This window comes from Streptomyces sp. NPDC018263 (assembly GCF_055562575.1).
This window is the reverse complement of sequence record NZ_JBVHFA010000002.1, coordinates 349,977-372,548: the sequence shown is the minus strand read 5'-3', so window position 1 is coordinate 372,548 and position 22,572 is coordinate 349,977. Positions and strand designations below refer to the sequence as shown.

3 protein-coding genes are annotated in these 22,572 nt (G+C 74.9%); 1 reads left to right on the top strand and 2 read right to left on the bottom strand.

Annotated elements, in window-relative coordinates; all coding sequences use genetic code 11:
- Window positions 1-199 precede the first annotated feature (199 nt).
- A complete protein-coding gene (locus ACZ3HQ_RS06575) occupies window positions 200-613 on the top strand; it encodes an SRPBCC family protein (RefSeq protein ID WP_086695670.1) in 414 nt (137 codons plus the stop codon).
- Here the strand turns inward: ACZ3HQ_RS06575 and ACZ3HQ_RS06570 are convergent.
- Together ACZ3HQ_RS06570 and ACZ3HQ_RS06565 are read right to left on the bottom strand one after the other, a co-directional pair.
- A complete protein-coding gene (locus ACZ3HQ_RS06570) occupies window positions 610-8,121 on the bottom strand; it encodes a non-ribosomal peptide synthetase (protein ID WP_467508589.1) in 7,512 nt (2,503 codons plus the stop codon). The two genes, ACZ3HQ_RS06575 and ACZ3HQ_RS06570, sit on opposite strands and share 4 nt — an antisense overlap.
- Entirely contained in the window at window positions 8,118-22,433 is a 14,316-nt protein-coding gene (locus tag ACZ3HQ_RS06565) for an amino acid adenylation domain-containing protein (protein ID WP_467508588.1), read from the bottom strand. The genes ACZ3HQ_RS06570 and ACZ3HQ_RS06565 overlap by 4 nt, the downstream gene beginning before the upstream one ends.
- Window positions 22,434-22,572: the final 139 nt, after the last annotated feature.

Below are 22,572 nucleotides of genomic sequence, written 5' to 3'. Positions count from 1 at the left end.
CCGCGCACGGACGACACCCCTGCTCAGGGCGCCCCTCACACCCGTCGCTGAGGCAGCGGTCGCGCAACCAGCACGGCGGCAACCCACAGTGAGGCGGGCTGACCCGGTGCTGCGCCACCCGTCCGCATCGGTTCACCCGTCCGGGCCAATCGCCCGCGTCGCGCCGTTACCCGCCCGCACGCCGGGGCACAGCGGGAGCATGGGCAACTACGACAACTCGATCACCGTGGCCGTCCCCGCGGACCGCCTGTTCGACTACCTCGCGGACGTGGAGAACCTCCCGTCCTACCTCCCCCGGCTGACCGCGGTCGAGCCGGAGGGCGGCGACCGCGTCACCGTCACCGCGCACATCGACCCGCCCGGCGAGCCCGAGCAGGACGTCACCAGCGAGGCGTGGGTGCATGTGCTGGAGGACGGCAAGAGCCTGGAGTGGGGCGCGCCCGGCCCCGACGACTATCACGGCCGGCTGCACGTGGCCGCGGGCGACGAGGCGGGCAGCTCGCGGTTGACCGTCGAGCTGCACACCGACAACGTCGAGGGCGAGCACGTCAGCCGCGGCCTGGAGGAGGCCCTGCACGGCATCAAGCGCGCCGCCGAGCGGTCCGCCCGCTAGCGCGCGGAACCTCCCTTCCCCGGCGCCGGCAGGAAGCCCGTGCGCTGGAACCACGTGAGGTAGCGCGCGAGCACCTCGTCGGTCAGCTCGGGCTGGTGGACGCCGAGGACGCCCACGGCCTTGGCCGTCTGGTGGGAGTCGAAGCGCCGCCGGTCCATCGCCTCGTGCCGGGTCTGCGGCTCGTCGCCGAGGAAGAGCTGGGCCGCGTTGTCCGGGTCGGCCGCGACACGGGCCTGCCACTCCTCGACGGGGACCGTGCTCAGTTCGTGGCCGAGCCGGGCGGCCGCCTCGAAGACACGGCCGAGGCCGGGAGCGTCCGGGTTGGTGAAGTGGTAGACCTCGCCGCCCGTCTGCCCCGACTCCGCGAGCGCCACGACCGCCCGGCTGACATGGTCCACCGGCACCCAGTCGGTGGAGCCGTACGGCAGGTCGGGTACGGCCCCGGCCTGGAGGCAGCCCTTGATGAGCTGCCAGAGCAGGTCCCGGTCCTGGCAGGCCCCGGTGGCGGTGTCGCCGCTGATGCGGCCGGGGCGGTGCACGGTGACCGGCAGGCCGCGTTCGGCGGCGAGACCGACCAGCCCCTCCGCGACCCACTTGCTGCGGGCGTACCCGTCGGGCAGACCGGCCGGCGGGCCGGTCGGGGTGGACTCGGTGACGGTGACCGGGTCGTCGCCGGTCGCCGGGGCGAACACGCTGGTGGTCGAGATGTAGTGCATGCCCGGTGACCCCGAGTCGGCGAGCAGCCGCAGCAGTTCCTCGGTGCCCGCCACATTGGGGGCACGCAGAGCCCCGTACCCGGCGGCGAAGTTGACGCGGGCGCCGTTGTGCAGGACCGGGCCGAGGCGGCGGACCAGCGCGGCGCGGTCCTTCGGGGTCAGGCCGAGGCCGGGGGCGGCGAGGTCGCCCGGCACCGCGTGGATCAGGGTCTCGTAGCGGGGCTGCCAGAGGCCGTAGTGCTCCAGGTTGGCGCGCAGCCGTTCGGCGGCCCTCACGGGGTCCTCGGCGCGGACCAGGCAGTCGACCGGGCCGCCGGTGCTCTCGATGAGGTCCCGCAGCAGGAACGCGCCCAGGAACCCGGAGGCGCCGGTGAGCAGCGGGCGGGAGCCGGGGCGGGCGCTCCTGCGGGCGGTGGCCGTGATGTCCGGTGCGAGGCGGACCTCGGCGGCGAGGTCGGGCCCGCCGCCGTCCCCCTGCTCACCCGGCGTGCGCTCCAGCAGACGGGCGACACCCTCCGCGGTCGGCGCGGCGAAGAGGTCCCGCAGGGACAGGCGCCGGCCGCAGCGTTCCTCGATCCGCTGGGCGAGGGTGACGGCGAGCAGGGAGTGGCCGCCGAGGGCGAAGAAGTCGTCCCTGACGCCGACTTCGGGCACACCGAGGGTCTCCGCGAAGGCCGCGCACAGCTCGCGTTCCAGGTCGGTGCGCGGGGCGGTGCCCTCGCCGGGCGCGGTGTGCTCGGGGGCGGGGAGGGCCTGCCGGTCGGTCTTGCTGTTGGGGGTGAGCGGCAGGGTGTCGAGCGTGACGTAGGCGGCCGGGACCATGTGGTCCGGCAGCGTCTCGGCGAGGCGGGCGCGCAGGTCGGCGCCGTCGGGCATCCGCTGCCCCTCCTCCGCGACCGTGTAGGCGACCAGGCGCCGGTCGCCGGGCCGGTCCTCGCGGACCATCGCGCAGGCGGAGCCGATGCCGGGCAGCGCGGTCAGGGCGGCCTCGATCTCGCCCAGCTCGATACGGAAGCCGCGCAGTTTGACCTGGTCGTCGACGCGGGAGACGTAGACGAGTTCGCCGTCGGCGGTCCAGCGGGCCAGGTCGCCGGTGCGGTACATCCGGCCGCCCGCGCGGTCGAAGGGGTCGGCGACGAACCGGGTCGCGGTCAGGGCGGCCCGCTCGTGGTAACCACGGGCCAGGCTCGCGCCGGAAACGTACAACTCGCCGACCACGCCCGGCGGTACGGGGGCCAGCCGGTCGTCCAGGACATGGACGCGGGTGCCGTCCACGGGGACACCGATGGGCACGGTGCGGTCGGGGGCGTGGGGGCCGTCCGCGTGCTGGAAGGCGCTCATGGTGGCGCAGACGGTGGTCTCGGTGGGCCCGTAGGCGTTGACCAGGTTCCGGTCGCGCGCCCAGGTGTGCACCAGGTGCGGCGGGCACGCCTCACCGGCCAGCGCGATGGTGGTGCCCTCGGGCAGCGAGCCGGGCGGCATCACCGCGAGCGCGGCCGGGGGCAGGGTGAGATGGGTGACGCCGCGTTCCCGGACGGTGCCGGCGAGGGCGGGTCCTGGCAGCAGGGCGTCGCGTTCGTCGATCTCCAGGCAGGCCCCGGTGAGCAGACCCATGACCATCTCCCAGAACGCGGCGTCGAAGCTGACGGACGCCAGGTGCAGCACCCGGTGGCCGGGGCCGACCCGCAGCCGCTCGGCGTGCGTACGGGCCAGCGCGCCGACACCCCGGTGGGTGACGACGACGCCCTTGGGCAGCCCGGTCGAGCCTGAGGTGTAGATGACGTACGCCGGGTGCGCCGGATCGGGGTCGCCCGAAGCGGGGGCGGCCACCGTGCCCCGCATGAGGTCCCCGGCATGGACGTGCGGCACCGGAAGTTCGGGCAGCCGCTCGCGCACCTCGGGGGTGGTCAGCAGCAGGCGCGGCCGGGAGTCCTCGACCATGTGGGTGAGGCGCCGGGCCGGATAGTCGGGGTCGAGCGGGACGTACGCGGCCCCGGCCTTGAGGACGCCGAGCAGGGTGACCAGCAGCTCCCGGTTGCGGGGCAGGGCGACGGCGATCCGGTCCTCGGGGCCGATGCCGCGCGCGGTGAGGTCGGCGGCCACGGAGTCCGCGAGGGCGTCGAGTTCGCGGTAGGTGAGCGTGGTGGTGGCGTCGCGGACCGCCGGGGCGTCCGGGGTGTCGCGCGCCCGGCGCCGGAACAGGGCGGGGACGCTCTCGGGGTGGTCGGCCTCGGGCCCGGTGCCCCAGGCGGTGACGCGGGCGCGGTCGGTGTCGGTGAGCACGTCGTAGGTGTGCAGCGGGCGGTCGGGGTCGGCGGTGACGGCGGTGAGCAGCCCGGCGAGGCGTTCGCCGAGGGCGTGCACGGTGGCCGCGTCGAAGAGTTCCGTCGCGTAGTCCACGGCGGCCCGCATGGCGCCCGGCGCGCCCTGGTCGTCCTGGGTCTCGGTGAAGGTGAAGGACAGGTCGAACTTGCTGACGTCCAGCTCGACGGGCACCGGGCTCACGGTGAGGCCGGGCAGCTCGACCGGGGCGGCAGGGCTGTGGTTCTGGAGGACGAGCATGGTCTGGAACAGCGGGTGGTGGCTCTGCGAGCGGGCGGGGTTGAGGAGTTCGACCAGCCGCTCGAAGGGGAGGTCCTGGTGGGTGTAGGCGGAGAGGTCGAACTCCTTCACCCGGTCCAGGAGCTCGCGGAAGGTGGGGTCGCCCGAGAGGTCGGTGCGCAGGACGAGGGTGTTGACGAAGAAGCCGACCAGATCGGTTGCGGCCTCGTCGGTGCGTCCGGCGACGGCGGTGCCCAGCGGGATGTCCTCGCCCGCGCCGTGCCGGGAGAGCAGCAGGGAGAGGGCGGCCTGGAGGACCATGAAGACGCTGCATCCGCTGGTGCGGGCGAGGTCCGCGATCCTGCGGGCGGTGTCGGCGTCCAGAGTGAAGTCATGGGTGGCGCCGACATGTTGGGGCACCGCGGGGCGCGGCCGGTCCCAGGGCAGCTCGATCAGCTCGGGCAGCCCGCTCAACGCCCGCTTCCAGTGATCCAGTTGGTTGGACAGCACACTGCCGGGGTCGTCCTCGTCGCCGAGGAGGGCCCGCTGCCAGAGGGCGTGGTCCACGTGGTCGACCGGGGGCGCGGTCCACGCCGGGGCCTGACCGCCGGCGCGGGCGCGGTAGGCGGTGCCCAGGTCGCGGGTGAGGGGCGCGAGGGAGGAGCCGTCGGCGGCGATGTGGTGCACGACGAGGACCAGCACGTGGGAGTCCTCGGCCAGCCGCAACAGGGTTGCCCGCAGCGGGAGTTCGCTCTCGATGTCGATGGCCTCGGCTGCGGTCCCCGCCACGGCCGCGTCGAGCCGGTCCTCGTCGGCGTCCCGGACGGTGAACGGCACCCTCGCCGCGCCGGGTTCGGTGATGCGCTGGTGCGGTCCGTCCCCGTCGGCCGGGAAGACGGTGCGCAGCGCGGAGTGCCGGGCCACCACGTCGTCCAGCGCGGCGCGCAGGGCCTCCTGGTCCAACGGGCCGTCCAGGCGTACGGCGAAGGGGATGTTGTAGGTGGCGGAGGGGCCTTCGAGCCGGTGCAGGAACCACAGGCGCCGCTGGGCGTAGGACAGCGGCAGCACCTCGGGGCGCGGCTGCGGGACCAGGGCGGGGCGGGCCGGGCGGTCGCCGTCGGCGAGGACGGCGGCGAAGGAAGCGACCGTCGGGTGCTCGAAGAGGGTACGGATCTCGGTCTCGGTGCCCAGGGCGGTGCGGACGCGGCCCACCAGCCGGGTGGCGAGCAGGGAGTGGCCGCCGAGGGTGAAGAAGTCGTCGTCGACGCCGACTTGAGGCACGCCGAGGACGTCCGCGAACAGTCCGGCGACGATCTCCTCGTGCGCCCCGCGCGGCGCCCGGCCCGTGGCTCCCGGTCCGTCGGAGGCTGGGGCGGGCAGCGCGGCCCGGTCCACCTTGCCGTTGACCGTCAGCGGGAGGGCGTCCAGCGCCTGGATGGCGGACGGCACCATGTAGGAGGGCAGGTGGCGGCCGATGTGCGCGGCCAGCTTGCCGGGGTCCGCCGTGTGGCCGGGCGCCGGGACGACGTACGCGGTGAGGGTGCGGTCGCCGGGGAGGTCCTCGCGGACCAGGACGCAGGCTGCGCGCACGGACGGGTCGGTGCGCAGGACCGCCTCGATCTCGGCGGGCTCGATGCGGTGGCCGCGCAGCTTGATCTGCTGGTCTGCGCGGCTGACGTAGTGGATCAGCCCCTCGGTGTCCCGGCGCACCACGTCACCCGTGCGGTACATCCGGGTGCCGTCGCCCTCGAAGGGGTCGGCGACGAACCGGGTGGCGGTGAGGCCGGGCCGCCCCAGGTAGCCGCGCGCGACACCGGGGCCCGCGAGGTACAGCTCGCCCTCGGCGCCGGGCGGCACCGGGCGCAGGGCCGCGTCCAGGACGTAGGCCCGCATGCCGTCCAGGGGGCGGCCGATCGGGGGCATGCCGGGTGCGGCGTCGGCCGGGACGCGGTGGAGGGTGGCGAAGGTGGTGGTCTCGGTGGGGCCGTAGGCGTTGAGGACCGTGGTGCCGGGGTGGGCGGTGGCGACCTGCTGGAGCACGCCGGGGGTGGCGGCCTCGCCGCCGGCGGCGGCCAGCCGGAGCAGGCCGAGGGCGCCGGGGTCGGTCTCGGCGATGACGTTGAACAGGGCGGTGGTCAGGAAGGCCGCCGTCACCCCGTGCCGGGCCACCAGGTCCCGGAGCGTCTCGGGCTGGAGTGTGCCCGCGGGGGCCACGACGACCCGGCCGCCGCTGAGCAGGGGCGCCCAGATCTCGAAGGTGGCCGCGTCGAAGACGTACGCGGAGTGCATCAGTACGGCGTCCGCCACCCCGTCGGCCCAGGTGCGGTCGGCGGCGAGGGCGGTGATGTCGGCGTGGGTGACGCCGACGGCCTTGGGCAGGCCGGTGGAGCCGGAGGTGAACATGACGTAGGCGAGCCGGTCGCCGCCGGGCACGGCGGGCAGGGTGCCGGGGGCGAAGGGGCCGCCGCTGACGACGCGTCCGGCGGGGTCCACGGTGAGGACGGGGATGTCGAGGCCGCGTACCCAGGGGTTGTCCCGCGTGGTCGCGTCCACGATGAGGGCGCTCAGCGGGGCGGACTCGGTGACGCGGCCGAGGCGGTCTTCGGGCCAGCGCGGGTCCAGCGGGACATAGGCGGCGCCCGCGCGCAGGACGGCCAGGGCCGAGGTGACCTGGGCCGAGGAGCGGCCGAGCAGGATGCCCACCCCGTCCTCCGTACCGACCCCGGAGCCGGTGAGGGCCTTGGCCAGTCCGGTGGACAGCTCCTGGAGCTGCCCGTAGGTCAGTTCCTCGCCCGCGCCGGTGACGGCGATCGTGCCGGGGTGGTGCACGGCCTGCCGGGCCACGGCGTCGGGGATGCTCAAGTGCCGTACGTCCAGCCGGAGTTCCGCGCCGCGACCGGACGCCAGCAGCCGCTCCCGCTCCCCCTCCAGGAGCAGCGGCAGGCTGTCGGCGCGTACGCCGAGGCCGTCCGCCATCCGGGTGAGCAGGCGGCGCATACGCTCCACGGTCTGCTCGATCATGGTGCGGTCGAGCAGGGCGGCACGGTAGCCGAAGGTGACGCGGAGACCGTCCTCGCCCGGCGCGATGGTGAGGGTGAGCGGGTAGTGGGCGGCGTCGGTGCCCTCGATCCCGGCGACGGTGAGGCCGGCCATGCCCTGCTGGGCGGTGCGCAGGGCCTCGGCGTCGAGCGGGTAGTTCTCGAAGACGGCGAGGGTGTCGAAGAGCCGGTCGAGCCCGGCGGTCTCGCATATCTCGGTCAGGCCGGCGTACTGGTGGCCCAGCAGCCGCGCCTGCTCCTCCTGGAGCCGGGTGAGCAGCGCGGCCAGGGACTCGCCGGGCTCGGGGCGCAGCCGGACCGGGACGGTGTTGATGAACAGGCCGATCATCGTCTCGATGCCCGGGATCTCCGGCGGCCGCCCGGAGACGGTGGTGCCGAACACCACGTCGGAGCGTCCGGTGAGGTGGGCCAGCACCAGCCCCCAGGCGCCCTGGACCAGAGTGTTGAGGGTGAGCCGGGAGGCGCGGGCCGTCTCGCGCAGCCGGTGCGTGGTGTCCCGGTCCAGCTCCAGCACCAGGGTCTCGGGCAGCTCGGCGGCGTCCGGGCCCTCCGGCCCGCCCCGACCGGCGAGCAGCGTCGGCGTCTCCAGCCCGGCCAGCGCCTCCCGCCAGGTGTTGAGCGTGGCAGCCCGGTCCTGGGCGGCCAGCCAGGCGAGGTAGGTGCGGTAGGGGGTGACGCGGGGCAGCGTGAGGTCGTCGCCCTGGCGGGCGTACAGCTCGAACAGCTCGCGCACCAGCAGCGGGACGGACCAGCCGTCGAACAGGAGGTGGTGGCTGGTCATCACCAGGCGGTGCCGGCCGGGCCCGGTGTGGATCAGGGTGAACCGCATCAGGGGCGGTGTGGTGAGGTCGAACCGCCGGGTGCGGTCCTCGGCGAGGAACGCCTCCAGCGCCTCGGTGCCGTCAGTGGCGGTGAGGTCCAGCTCCTCCAGCGGTACGGGCACTTGCGCCGCGACCGCCTGGACGGGCTGGTCCAGGTCCTCGTGGAGGAAGCCGACCCGGAGGTTGGCGTGGCGGCGCAGCAGGGTGCCGATGGCGGAGCGCAGGGCGAAGACGCTGACGGTGCCTTCGAGGTCGAACACGAACTGGGTGGTGTAGACGTCCACGGCCTGGGAGTCGTAGAGCGAGTGGAAGAGCATGCCCGCCTGCAACGGCGTCAACGGCAGTACGTCCTCCAACTGGAACCCGGTCACTTGCGTCCACCCCACTTGTTCTGAAGTCGGTCGATCTGGGCCTGGTCGAGGGAGACCAGGGGAAGGTCGGAGGGCGTGTAGCCGCCCGCGTCGGGCTGTTCGGCGTGTTCGGCGACGGCGCGCAGGGCGCGGGCGAAGGCGTCGGCCAGGTCCGCCACGTCCTCCTCCTTCAGGAGGTCGCCGGGCCAGGCCCAGCGGGTGACGAGGACGGGTCCGTCGGGGCGGTCCTCGGTGTGCGCGTTGATGTCGATGACGTGGTGGACGGGCATGTCCGGGTCCTGGCTGCGCGGCTGGCCGCCGTCGAGCAGGACCTCCCAGTCGCCCGCGCTCCCGGCCGGACTCGCGTACCGGCCGAGGTAGTTGAAGCCGATCTGCGGGTCCGGGGCGGTGAGCCGGTCGCGGGTGGCGGGGTTGAGGTGGCGCAGCATGCCGTAGCCCACGCCGTGGTCGGGTATCGCCCGGAGCTGTTCCTTGATCTGCTTCACGGCGCGGTCGATCAGGGTCGCGTCGAAGCGTGCGGGGTCGACGACCCGGCCGGGGCCGGGGTCGAGGCGGACCGGGTAGAGGCTGGTGAACCAGCCGACCGTGCGGGAGAGGTCGATGTGGTCGGCGAGCTGTTCCCGGCCGTGGCCCTCCAGGTCGATCAGGACACCGGTGTCGTCGGTGCGGCCGGTGCCCCGGTCCTCGCGCCAGGCGCGGATCGCGAGGGCGAGCGCGGTGAGGAGCACGTCGTCCACTCCCGCGTGGAAGGCGGCCGGCGCGGTGGTGAGCAGCGGGTCGGTCCAGCGGGCGTCGAGCCGGGTGGTGATGGTCCGGGTGTGCTCGGCGGTGTCGCGCTCGGCGTCGAGCGGCCGGTGTCCGATGCGCGGGTCCGGGGTGTTCAGCACCCCTTCCCAGAGCGGGAGTTCGCGCTCCCGCTCCGGGGTGCGGGCCTGGGCGGCGAGGAGGCGGGCCCAGCTCCGGTACGGCGTGGCGACGGACGGCAGGGGCGTCGGTGTGCCGGTGGCCGTCCGCCAGGCGGCGGCGAGGTCGGCGCCGAGCACCCGCCAGGAGACCGCGTCGACGGCCAGGTGGTGGACGACGATGAGCAGCCGGCCGGGGGTGCCCGGCCCGGCGTCGCCCCAGACGGCCTCGATGACCTGGCCGTCGGCGGGCCGGAGCCGGGCGCGGGCCTGTTCGCCCGCCTCGGTGAGCGCGGCGGTCGCGGCGGCGGCGTCCAGCCCGGCGATGTCGAGCCGGGTGAGACGCTTGCGCGCCTGCACGGAGCCGGGCGGCTGCGCGTACAGGAACGGCTCCTCCTCGGTGGAGCGGGTGACCCGCATGCGGAGCATGTCGTGGTGGTCGATGAGGAGTTGGAGGGTGCCGGCGAGGGATTCCTCGTCGGCGCCGGCCGGGGTGCGCAGGACGGCGGACTGGTTGTAGCCGTCGGTGGGGCCGGGCCGCTCCAGGAACCAGGCGGCGATGGGCGTGGGCGGCATCTCGCCGGAGCCCGCCTCGGCGGGTCCGGCCGAGTCCGCCGTCAGCACGGTGGCGACGGCCGCGATGGCCTCCGGGGTGCGGTGCGTGAAGACGTCGCGCGGGGTGACGGCGAGCCCGGCCTGCCGGACCCGGCTGACGAGCTGGATGGAGAGGATGCTGTCGCCGCCGAGGGCGAAGAAGTCGTCGTCGGTGCGGACGGTGGCGGCCCGCAGCACGGAGCCGAACACCTCGCACAGCACATGCTCGCGCTCGGTACGCGGTTCCCCGCCCGGCCGGGTGCCGGTGGTGCGGGCCGGTGCGGGCAGGGCGCGCCGGTCGGTCTTGCCGTTGGTCATCAGCGGCAGCGCGTCCAGGTGCACGAAGACGGCGGGCGTCATGTACGGCGGCAGCGTGTCGGCCAGCCCCCGGCGCAGCGCGTCGTCGGCCACGTCGGCGCCTGCTCCCCCACTGGGCACCACGTAGGCCACCAGGCGGCGTTCGCCCGGCTGGTCCTCGCGGACGACGGCGCAGGCGGCGGTGATGCCGGGCAGGGCGGCGAGCGCGGTCTCGATCTCGCCGAGTTCGATGCGGAAGCCGTTCAGCTTGACCTGGTCGTCGGCGCGGGAGACGTAGGTGAGCAGGCCGTCGGCGTCGCGCCGGACGAGGTCGCCGGTGCGGTACATCCGGCTTCCGGCGGGCCCGAACGGGTCGGCGACGAAACGGGTGGCGGTGAGCCCGGCGCGGCCCAGGTAGCCGCGCGCCAGCCCGTCACCGGCGATGTACAGCTCCCCGGTGACACCGGGCGGCACGGGCTGGAGGCGGGCGTCGAGGACGTGGGCGCGGGTGTTGTCGACGGGGCGCCCGAGCGGCACGCTCCCCTCGGCGGTCTCGGTGTCGTCGTCGGTGTGGTGGTGGGCGGTGGCGTCGATGGTGGTCTCGGTGGGCCCGTACAGGTTGTGCGGCTCGGCCCGCCAGGCGTCCCGGACCCGCCGGGCCAGGATGCGCGGCAGGGGTTCGCCGCCGCACAGGACGGCCCGCAGAGTCGTCGGCGCTTCCTCGTCGGCCGTCTCGGTGAGCACCAGCGAGAGGTGCGAGGGCACGAACTGGGCGATGGTGACGCCCAGTTCACGCGCCCGGCCGAGCAGTCCGGCGGGGTCGTGGTTGAGCGCGGCCGGTACCGGGCAGGTGGAGCCGCCGTGCAGCAGGGGCAGCCAGGTCTCCCACACCGAGGCGTCGAAGCTGGGCGAGGTCCGGGCCAGGACCCGGTCGTCGCCGGTGAGGGCGAGGTGGCCGGCCATCCACGCCATGTGGTTGGTGAGCGAGGCGTGCGTGACGACGACACCCTTGGGGCGCCCGGTGGAGCCCGAGGTGTAGATGACGTACGCGGCGTCGCGCGGGTCGGGCACGGTGACGGGCGGTGCGGTGTGGCCGGTGGACCAGGCGGCCTGGTCGTCCAACGTGAGCACGGGAACGGACAGTTGGCGGTCCCGGACGCGGTGGGCGTGGGTGAGCAGGAGGACCGGGCGGGCGTCTGCGAGGGTGTACGCGATGCGCGCCTCGGGGTGTTCCAGGTCGATGGGCAGGTAGGCGGCCCCGGCCTTGGTGACGGCGAGCATCGCCACCACCTGGTCCGCGGTGCCCTCCAGGGCGAGCGCGACGAGGTCGCCCCGGCCGATGCCCCGGCCGCTCAGGTGGTGCGCGAGGTCGCCGGAGAGCTGGTCGAGTTCGGTGAAGGTGAGGGTGCGGTCGGCCCCGCGTACCGCGACGGCGCCCGGGGTGCGGGCGCACTGCGCGCGGAACGCCTCCGGGGCCGTCCGCGCGGGCACGGGCCGGACCGGGCCGAGCGCCGCCCGCTCCAGCCGCTCCCGCTCGGACGCGCCCAGTACCTCGGTCTCGTGCACCCGCTGTCCGGGGTCGGCCGCGAGGGAGGCCAGGAGGCGGGTCAGCCGCTCGGTCAGAAAGTGGGCGGTGGCGTGGTCGAACAGCTCGGTGGAGAACTCCAGCACCCCGTCGAGTCCCGTGGGGCGCCCGGCGCCGTCCTCGGTCTCGGTGAAGGTGAAGGTCAGGTCGAACTTGCTGATGCCGGTGCGCACCGGCTGCTCGGAGACGGTGAGCCCGGGCAGCTCGATGTCGGCGCCGGCCGTGTTCTGGAGCACCAGCATGGTCTGGAACAGGGGGTGGTGGTTCTGCGCCCGCTCCGGGCTGAGGGCGTCCACCAGCCGCTCGAAGGGCACGTCCTGGTGGTCGTAGGCGGCGAGGTCGAACTCCCGGACGCGGTCCAGCACTTGGTCGAAGGTGGGGTCACCGGTGAGGTCGGTGCGCAGCACCAGGGTGTTGACGAAGAAGCCGACCAGGTCGTCCAGGGCCTCGTCGGTGCGGCCGGCGACGGCGGTGCCGAGCGGGATGTCCTCCCCGGCGCCGTGCCGGGACAGCAGCACCGAGAGGGCGGCCTGGAGCACCATGAAGAGGCTGCACCCGCGGGCGCGGGCGAGCGCGGCGAGGGCCCGGTGCGTGTCGGCGTCCACGGGGAAGGCGAACGCGTCGCCCCGGTGCTCGGTGACCGCCGGGCGCGGCCGGTCGCCGGGCAGCTCCAGCAGCTCGGGTGCTCCGGCCAACGCCTGGCGCCAGTAGGCGAGTTGCCGGGCATCCCGGCTGTCCGGGTCCGCCTCGTCGCCGAGCAGCGCGTGCTGCCACAGGGTGTAGTCGGCGTACTGGACGGCGAGGTCCGCCCAGCCCGGCTCCTCGTGCGCGAGCCGCGCCCGGTACGCCTCGCCGAGGTCGCGGGCGAGCGGGGCGAGGGACCAGCCGTCGCCCGCGATGTGGTGCAGGACCAGGACGAGGACGTGCGCCTCGGCACCGAGCCGCACCAGCCGGGCCCGTACCGGCGCCTCGGCGCTCACGTCGAAGGCGTGGGCCACCTCGGTGGCGAGCACCTCGTCCAGGCGGGCGGGGTCGGTGTCGCGGGGGGTGAGGTCGAGGTCGGCGGTACGGGCGTCCAGGATGAGCTGGCGCGGCACGCCGTCGGTTTCGGGGAAGACGGTGCGCAGGCTCTCGTGGCGTTCGACCACGTCGGCCAGCGCGCTCTCCAGCGCGTCGGCGTCCAGCGGGCCGTCCAGGCGCAGCACCAGCGGCACGTTGTAGGTGTCGCTGGGCCCCTCGAACCGGTTGAGGAACCAGAGCCTGCGCTGCGCGAACGACAGCGGCAGCGGCTCCGCCCGGTGCTCGGCGCGCCGCAGCGGCAGCCGCGCCGCCTCGGCGCCGTCGAGCACGGCGGCCAGCGCGGCCGGCGCCGGGTGCTCGAACAGGGTCTTGACGGGGACCTCCACGCCGAGCGCGGCCCGGATGCGGGCGGTGAGCCGGGTGGCGAGCAGGGAGTGGCCGCCGAGCGCGAAGAAGTCGTCGTCGGGGCCGACCGCGTCCAGGCCGAGCACGTCGGCGAAGAGTCCGCAGAGGATCTCCTCGCGCGCGGTGCGGGCCGGGCGTCCGCTCACCGGCGCGTACTCGGGGACGGGCAGCGCGCGCCGGTCCACCTTGCCGTTGGGGGTCAGCGGGAGCGCCTCCAGCGGGACCAGGGCGCTGGGCACCATGTAGGCGGGCAGCGACCGGCCGACGGCGCGGGCGAGGTCGGCGGGGTCGGGGTTCGCGCCGCTGGCGGGGACCACGTAGGCGACGAGGCGCCGGTCGCCGGGTGTGTCCTCGCGGACCACGGCGAAGGCGTCCGCGACCCCCTGGCAGGAGGCGAGGGTGTTCTCGATCTCGCCCAGCTCGATCCGGTAGCCGCGCAGCTTCACCTGGCCGTCGGACCGGCCGACGTAGGCGATCTGTCCGTCCTGGGTCCAGCGGACCAGGTCGCCGGTGCGGTACATCCGGCCGCCCGAGGCGTCGAACGGGTCGGCGACGAAGCGGGTGGCCGTCAGACCGGGCCGGCCGGTGTAGCCGCGCGCCACACCGTGTCCGGCGAGGTACAACTCCCCCACCACGCCGGGCGGTACGGGCCGCAGCGAGGCGTCCAGGACGTGCAGGCGCATGCCGTCCAGCGGCCGGCCGATGGGCGGCGGCCCGGCGGGCAGGCCGGCGGCCACCGGGTAGCGGGTGGCGAAGGTGGTGGTCTCGGTGGGGCCGTACACGTGCAGGACGCGGGTGTCGGGGGCGAGGGCCGCGATCCGCTGCATGGCGTCCGGGGAGGCCAGTTCACCACCGGCGCACACCAGCCGCAGGCCGGTGAAGGCGCCGGGGTCGGTCTCGGCGATCACGTTGAACAGGGCGGTCGTCATGAAGACGGCCGTGGCCCCGTGGGTGTGCACCGCGTCGTCCAGCGCGCGGGCGTCCAGCACGCCGTCGGGTGCGACGACGATCCGGCCGCCGTGCAGCAGCGGGGCCCAGATCTCGAAGGTGGAGGCGTCGAAGACGTACGCCGAGTGCATCAGCACGGCGTCGGCGGCGCCCTCCCGCCAGGCGGAGTCGGCGGCGAGCGCGACCACGTCGGCGTGGGTGACTCCGACGCCCTTGGGCAGGCCGGTCGAGCCGGAGGTGAACATCACGTAGGCCAGCGCGGCGGGGCCCGGTACGGGCACCGGGCGGCCTGGCCGCTCGGGGGCGCCCCGCAGGACCCGGCCGAGCCGGTCCAGCACGACGACCGGTGTGCGTGCGGCGGCCGTACGCACCCAGGGTGAGCGATCGGTGTCCTCGTCCACCAGGAGGACCTTCACCCCGGCCGCCCCGGCGACCTGGTCGAGCCGCTCCTCGGGCCAGCGGGCGTCCAGCGGGACGTAGGCCCCGGCGGCGCGGACGGTGGCGAGGGAGGCGGTCACGACGGCCGGGGACCGGCCGAGCAGCACGCCGACACCGGTCTCCGGACCGACGCCGAGGCCCGCGAGGGCGGCGGCGAGTTCGGCGGAGAGGGTGTCCAGGTCGGCGTAGGTGAGGGAGGCGTCGTCGGCGCTGACGGCCACCGCGTCCGGGGTGCGGGCGGCCCGGGCGGCGAACAGCGCCGGCAGGACGGCGGGCTCGTCGGCGGCGGGCAGGGCGCGGCCGGTGCCCCAGCGGGCGACGCGGGTGTGCTCGTCCGGGGTCATCAAGTCGTGTGCGGCGACAGGGAGTTCGGGTTCGGCGGTGACCCGCTCCAGCAGGCGCAGCAGCCGGGCGGTGAGTTCCACGACCGTGCTGCGGTCGAACAGCGCGGTGGCGTACTCGACACCGGCGCCGAGGCCGCCGTCCCGCTCCTCGGTGAAGGCGAAGGTGAGGTCGAACTTGCTCAGCCCGTTGTGCACGAGCCGGTCCTCGACGGTGAGGCCGGGCAGGGCGGGGCGGACGCTGTCCTGGTTCTGGAGCACCACCATGGTCTGGAACAGCGGGTGGTGGTCGCGGGCCCGGACCGGGTTGAGGTGCTCCACCAGCCGCTCGAAGGGCACGTCCTGATGGGCGTACGCGGCGAGGTCGAACTCCCGCACTCGTACCAGGAGTTCACGGAAGGTGGGGCGGCCGGAGACGTCGGTGCGCAGGACGAGGGTGTTGACGAAGAACCCGACCAGGTCCTCCAGCGCCTCGTCCGTGCGGCCCGCGACGGGCGAGCCGAGCGGGATGTCGTCGCCGGCGCCGTGCCGGTGCAGCAGGGTGGCCACGGCCGCCTGGAGCACCATGAAGAGGCTGCTGCCCGACTCCCTTGCCAGCCGCTTGAGCCGAGCGTGCAGCTCGGCGGGCACCTCGAAGGTGTGGACGCCGCCCCGGGGGTCGACGGCGGCCGGGCGGGGCCGGTCCAGCGGGAGGTCGATCAGGCCGGGCATCCCGGCGAGCGCGGTGTTCCAGTGGTCGAGCTGGTCGCGCAGTACGGCGTCTTCGCCGGACTCGCCGTCGCCCTCGCCGAGGAGGGCGCGCTGCCAGAGAGTGTAGTCGGCGTACTGGAGCGGGGTGCCGAGGGTCAGCCCCGGCTCGGCGCCTTCGAGGCGGGCCCGGTAGGCGGTGCCGAGGTGGCGGGCGAGCGGGGCGAGGGACCAGCCGTCACCGGCGATGTGGTGGACGACGAGGACCAGCACATGGTGTTCGGGCGCCGAGCGCAGCAGCAGGGCGCGCAGCGGCAGCTCGGTGGTGACGTCGAACGTCTCGCGCACGGCGGCCAGCACGGTGGCGTCCATGTCGGCCGGCGCCGTGCTCACCACGGGCAGCTCGGGCGTGGCCGCCTCGGCGGGCAGGATCGTCTGGTGCGGTACGCCGTCCCGCTCGGGGAACACCGTGCGCAGCGCCTCGTGCCGCTCGATGACGTCGCCCAGCGCGGCCCGGAGGGCGTCCGGGTCGAGGGTGCCGTCGAGTTCGAGGACGAGCGGGATGTTGTAGGTGGAGCTGGGGCCCTCCAGCCGGTTGAGGAACCACAGCCGCTGCTGGGCGTAGGACAGCGGCAGCGGCTCGGGGCGGTGGGCGATGGGCAGCACGGCGGGCCGGGCCTTGCCGGGGGTGTCGAGGGCGCGGGCCAGGCCGGCGACGGTCGGGTGCTCGAAGAGGGTGCGCACCGCGACCTCCGCCCCCAGGACGGCGCGGACGCGGCTGACGACGCGCATGGCGAGCAGGGAGTGGCCGCCGAGGTCGAAGAAGCTGTCGTGCGGGCCGACGGCGGGGCGTTGCAGCACGTCGGCGAAGATCCCGGCGAGGAGTTCCTCCTGCGGGGTGCCCCGGCCGGGGGCGACCGGGGTGCCGTCCTCCGGCTCCGGCTCGGGTGCGGGCAGGGCGCGCCGGTTCACCTTGCCGTTGGGCAGCAGCGGGAGTTCGTCCAGGACGACGACGGCGCCGGGCACCATGTAGTGCGGCAGCGTCTCCGCGAGGTCGTCGCGCAGGGTGCGGCCGCGCGGGGCCCCGTCGGCGGTGACGGCGTACGCCACCAGCCGGCGTCGGCCGGGGGCGTCCTCGCGGATGACGGCGCAGGCCGAGGTGACGCCGGGCCGGGCCAGGAGGGCGGCCTCGACCTCGCCCAGCTCGATCCGGAAGCCCCGGAGTTTGACCTGGTCGTCGGCGCGGGACACGTACTCGATCAGCCCGTGCCGGTTCCACTTGACGAGGTCGCCGGTGCGGTACATGCGGCCACCGGTGGTGGCGAAGGGGTCGGCGACGAAGCGCTCGGCGGTCAGGCCGGGGCGGCCCAGGTAGCCGCGCGCGAGATTGGGCCCGGCGAGGTACAGCTCGCCGGTGACACCGGTCGGTACGGGGCGCAGCCGGGTGTCGAGGACGTAGGCGCGCATGGTGTCGACGGGCCGGCCGATCGGCACGGTCTCCGAGGCGTGGACTTCGCCGTCGTCGGGGACGCGGTGGGCGGTGGCGTCGATGGTGGCCTCGGTCGGGCCGTACAGGTTGTGCGCCTCGGCGAGCCAGGTGCGGGCGATGTCGTCCGCGAGGGCGCGGGGCAGCGGTTCGCCGCCGCACAGGACGGCGCGCAGCGCGGGCAGCGGTGCCGCGTCGGCGGCCTCGGCGAGGACGAGCGCGAGGTGCGAGGGCACGAACTGGGCGACGGTGACGCCGAACCGGCCCATCCAGTCGACCAGCGCCCGCGGGTCCTGGTTGACCCCGTCGGGCAGCACGCACACCTCGGCGCCGTTCATCAGCGGCAGCCACAGCTCCCACACGGAGGCGTCGAAGCTGGTGGAGGTACGGGCGAGGACCCGGTCCCCCTGGGTGAGCGAGAGGTGTCCCGCCATCCAGGCCATGTGGTTGGCGAGCGCGCCGTGCGGCACGGTCACGCCCTTGGGCCGCCCGGTGGAGCCGGAGGTGTAGATGACGTAGGCCGGGTCGGCGGGGTGGACCGGCTGCCCCGACCGGGCTTCCCCTGCGCCCAGTCGGTCCGGGTCGAGCCACGGTACGCCGGTGGGCGGCAGCGTCTCGTGGACGTCATGCGTGGTGAGCAGCAGGACCGGGCGGGCGTCGGTGACCATGTGCCGGACGCGGGTGGCCGGGTAGCGCGGGTCCACGGGCAGGTAGGCGGCACCGGCGCGCAGCACGGCCAGCATGGCGACGACGGAGGTGACGGACGGCGGCAGGGCGAGCGCGACCAGCGTGTCGCGTCCGGCCCCGCGCTCGCGCAGAGCGTGGGCCAACCTGTCGGCCCGTGCGTCGAGTTCGGCGTAGGTGAGGCTGGTGTCCGCGTCCCGTACGGCGGTCGCGTCCGGGGTGCGGGCGGCCCACTGGCGGACCGCTTCCGGTGCGGTGACCGTGGGGAGCGGGCGCCGGGTGCCGTGGCCCTGGGCGAGGAGGCGGTCGCGTTCGCGGGGGCCGAGCGGGTCGAGGTCGCCGAGGTGCCGGTCGGGGTCGTGGACGGCCTCGGTGAGGACGCGGGCGAACCGGTCGCACAGCTCGCGGGCGGTGGCCTCGTCGAAGAGGTCGGTGGCGTACTCGAGGTAGCCGCCGATACCGCGGGCGGCCCCGGCCCGGTCGGCGGAGGCCGCGTTCTCGGTGAGCGAGAAGGTCAGGTCGAACTTGCTGATCCCGGTGTGCCCGGAGCGGTCGCGGCTGGTGATGCCGGGCAGGTCGATCCCGGCCTTCTCCTGGCTCTGCAGGACGAGCATGGTCTGGAAGAGCGGGTGGTGGTCGCTGGACCGCTCGGGGTTGACCGCTTCCACGACCCGCTCGAACGGGATGTCCCCGTGGCTGAACGCGGCGAGGTCGAACTCCTTGACCCGGCCCAGCAGTTCCCGGAACGTCGGGTCGCCGGAGAGGTCGGTGCGCAGCACCAGCGTGTTGACGAAGAAGCCGACCAGGTCGTCCAGCGCCTCGTCCGCGCGTCCGGCGACGGCGGTGCCGAGCGGGATGTCCTCGCCCGCGCCATGGGCGCCCAGGGTCACCGCGAGCGCGGCCTGGAGCACCATGAACGGGGTGCAGCCGGCCGCGCGGGCCAGCCCGGTCAGCGCGGTGTGCACCTCGGCGGGCAGCTCGAAGGGCACCGCCCCGCCCCGGTGGCTCGGGACGGCCGGGCGCGGCCGGTCCAGCGGGAGTTCGAGCAGGTCGGGGGCGCCGTGCAGGGCCTCGCGCCAGAAGGCGAGCTGCCGCCCGGCGAGGCTGTCCGGGTCGCCGTCCTCCCCGAGCAGCTCCCGCTGCCACAGGGCGTAGTCGGCGTACTGCACCCGCAGCGCGGGCCAGTCGGGGGTGTCCTCCCCCGCCAGCCGGGCGCGGTAGGCGGCGCCGACGTCCCGGCCGAGCGGGGCGAGGGACCAGCCGTCGGCGACGACGTGGTGCGGGACCAGGACCAGGATGTGCCGGTCGGCACCGAGCCGCAGCAGCCCGGCGCGGAAGGCGACGCCCCCGGCGAGGTCGAAGGGGGCGCCGGCCAGCCGGGCCACCGCCACCTCGGCCCACGCCTCGGCGTCCGCCCCGGCCGGGGGCTCCTCCACGGCGAGCGGGACCAGCGCGGCGGCGTGCGCGGCGTCCAGGACGACCTGGCGGGCCACCCCGTCCTCCTCCGCGAACACGGTACGCAGGCTCTCGTGCCGGGCCACCACGTCGGCGAGGGCGCCACGCAGGGCGTCGGTGTCCAGCGGGCCTTCCAGGTCGAGGACGAGCGGCACGTTGTAGGTGTCGCCGGAGTCCTCGGCCCGGTTGAGGAACCAGAGCCGCTGCTGCGCGAAGGACAGCGGCACGGTGCCGGGCCGGTCCTGCGGGACGAGCGCGGGGCGGGCCCCGCCGGAGGTGTCGAGCACGGCGGCCAGCGAGGCGACCGTGGGGTGCTCGAAGAGGGTGCGCAGGTCGAGTTCGGCCCCGAGCGCGGTGCGTACCCGGCCGGCGAGGCGGGTGGCGAGCAGGGAGTGGCCGCCGAGGGCGAAGAAGTCGTCGTCCACGCCGACCGTGTCCAGGCCGAGCACATCGGCGAACAGGCCGGCCAGCACCTCCTGGTGGGCGGTGCGCGGGGCACGCCCGGCGGCCGTGGCGGCGCGGGGCGCGGGCAGGGCGCGGTGGTCGAGCTTGCCGTTGGCGTTGAGGGGCAGCGCGTCGAGCAGGACGAACGCCGAGGGCACCATGTAGGCGGGCAGCGCGCGGCCCACGGTCCGGGCGAGGGCGGCGGCGTCCGGGGCGGTGCCGGGTTCGGGGACGACGTAGCCGACGAGGCGCGGGTCACCGGGCACGTCCTCGCGGACCAGGACACGCGCGGAGCGTACGGCGGGGTCGGTGAGCAGGGTGTTCTCGATCTCGGCGGGCTCGATGCGGAACCCGCGCAGCTTGATCTGTCCGTCGACGCGTCCGGCGTACTCGATGGCGCCGTCGGCGGTCCAGCGGGCGAGGTCGCCGGTGCGGTACATCCGGGCGCTGCCCGTGTCGTACGGGTCGGCCACGAAGCGGGTGGCGGTGAGCCCGGCGCGGCCCAGGTAACCGCGGGCCACGCCCCGGCCGCTGACGTACAGCTCGCCCACCACGCCGGGCGGCACCGGGCGCAGGCGGTCGTCGAGGACGTAGGCGTTCATGCCGTCCAGGGGGCGGCCGATGGGGGGCACGCCCGTCGTGTCGGCGGCGACCCGGTGGCGGGTGGCGAAGGTGGTGGTCTCGGTGGGGCCGTACACGTTCAGCACCCGGGTGGCGGGGACGGCGCCCGCGACGCGCTGGATCAGGCCGGGGGCGGCCGCCTCGCCGCCGGTGGCGACCAGGCGGAGCCCGGCGAAGGCGGCGGGGTCGGTCTCGGCGACGAGGTTGAACAGCGAGGTGGTCAGGAACAGCGCGGTGACCCCGTACCGCTCCGTCATCTCCCGCAGGACGCGCGGCTCCAGGCCGCCGGGGGGTGCGACGACCACCCGGCCGCCGTTGAGGAGGGGTGTCCAGATCTCGAAGGTGGAGGCGTCGAAGACGTACGCGGAGTGCATCAGCACCGCGTCGGAGACGCCGTCCCGCCAGGCCGGGTCGGCGGCCAGCGCGAGCACGTCGGCGTGGGTGACGCCGACGCCCTTGGGGAGGCCGGTGGAGCCCGACGTGAACATCACATAGGCGAGGCGGTCACCCCGTTGCACCTCGGGCGGGGTACCGGGCCGGTCCGGGGCGCCGTGCAGGAGGGCGCCGCGCTCGTCGACGACGAGGACGGGGAGGGTGGTGGCCCGCGCTTTGACCCAGTCGGTGCCGGCGTTCGCGGCGTCCACGATCAGAGCGCGGACCCGGGCGGTCCCGGCGACCCGGTCCAGCCGTTCGGCGGGCCACGCGGCGTCCATCGGTACGTACGCGGCACCGGCGCCCACCGTGCCGAGCGTGGCCGTCACCACGGCGGCCGAGCGGTCGACCAGCACCCCGACACCGTCCTCGGCACCGATGCCCCAGCCGCTCAGCGCGCCGGACAACTCGGCCGCTGTCCGGGCCAGTTCGCGGTAGGTGAGGGTGTGCGCCCCGGCGACGACGGCCGGGGCGTCCGGGGTGGCGCGGACCTGCGCGGCGAACGCCTGCGGCAGCGCGGTGTCCCCGGCGGGGAGTTCGGCGCCGCGCCCCTGCGCGAGCACGTCCGCGGTGGCGGTGTCGTCCAGCAACGGGATCTCGGCGAGCGGGGTTTCGGCGTCCGCCCCGGCCAGGGCCGTCAGGAAGGAGACGACGGCGTGCTGGTGGAGCCGGACGTCGTCCGGGTGGTACAGCTCCGGGTTGGTGTCGAAGCCGATCAACGGCCCCTGGCCCTCGGAGCGTTCGGAGACGAAGAGGGACACGTCGTCCACCGGGCCGATGGACAGCAGCCGGGAGGTGGCGGTGCTGCCGGCGAAGTCGAGGCCGTACTCGAAGCCCATGATGTTGACGACGACGTCGGTGAGGCGGGCCCCGTCGTCGGCCATGTTCAGCTCGCGGGCGAGCTGTTCGCGGGAGAAGCGACGGTGGCGCATGGCGCCGCGCATCTCGGCGGCGACCGCGCGGACCAGGGCGCCGACCGTCATGTCCGGGGTGACGGCCAGCCGCAGCGGGAGAATGTTGGAGGTCATGCCCATGATGTGGCGCAGCCCCGCGTGCCGGCCGTGCGAGGCGAGGCCGACTCTCACGTCCTGCGTCCCGGTGACACGGGCGACGTAGGCGGCGACGGCGCTGACGAGGACGGCGGTCCAGGTGGTGCGGCTGTCCCCGGCCAGGCGGCGCAGCTCGTCCAGGACGGCCACGGGGAGGGTCTCGCCGGAGTGCAGTTCCACCTGCGCGCCGGAGGCGGCGCGCGCGGCGGGGGCGCCGGTGCGGCGGCGGACGAGCGGGGCGGCGGCGCGGGTGCCGGAATCCGGGTCGTCCCCGGCCGGGGTGGTGAACCGGCCGGTCCAGTAGGCGCGGTCGGCCTCGGTGCGGCCGGAGGCGCGGTAGGCGGCCTCCTCGTCCACCAGGTCGCGCAGGGGCGCGGCGGTGATCTCGTCCGTGCTCTCGCCGCGTACCGCGCGTGTGTAGAGGTCGGCGACGGTGCGGGCGAAGAGGGCGCCGCTGAGGCCGTCGACGGCGATGTGGTGGTAGCGGATGTACCAGTAGTGCAGCGCGGGGCCGAGGCGCAGCAGCGCGAAGTGGTGGCGCGGGGCGTGCAGTTGGTCGACGGTGGCCATGTCGTCGGCCATGTACCGTTCGGCCGCGGCGGTCGGGTCTTCCTCGCCGCTCAGATCGACCCGGTGAAGCCGGCTCGGGGCGTCCGGTCCGGGGCGCACCACCCGCTGGCGAATCGTTTCACCGTGAGTGACGAACTCCAGGTGAAAGCTGTCGTGGAGGTGCACCGCCCGGTCCACCGCGGCAGCGAATAAACGCTCGTCGAGGCCGCCCCGGATCTCCAGGCATTCCCCGATGTTGTATTTGGGGCTGTCCGGATCGACGAGTTGCCCATACCACACGCCCTGCTGGGCGGCGGTCAATTCGAACGGTTCTTCGGGCGTCACTGCGAACGCGGCCGAGCGGTTTTCACGCATGCGGGATCAACCTTTGGGGAGAGGTTCCGGGGACGGTAAGGAAAGCCCTGGGAAAACGAACACGCGCACAGCGGCTCGCCCCATGGCGTTTCCGTGACGGTGAAAGGAAGAAAGTGCATCTGCGAGATGTCGAACAGGG

Bases quoted from the DNA above. Each gene is read 5' to 3' on its own strand.
- ACZ3HQ_RS06575 (WP_086695670.1), top strand. From the start codon at position 200: ATGGGCAACTACGACAACTCGATCACCGTGGCCGTCCCCGCGGACCGC.
- ACZ3HQ_RS06565 (WP_467508588.1), bottom strand. From the start codon at position 22,433: ATGCGTGAAAACCGCTCGGCCGCGTTCGCAGTGACGCCCGAAGAACCG.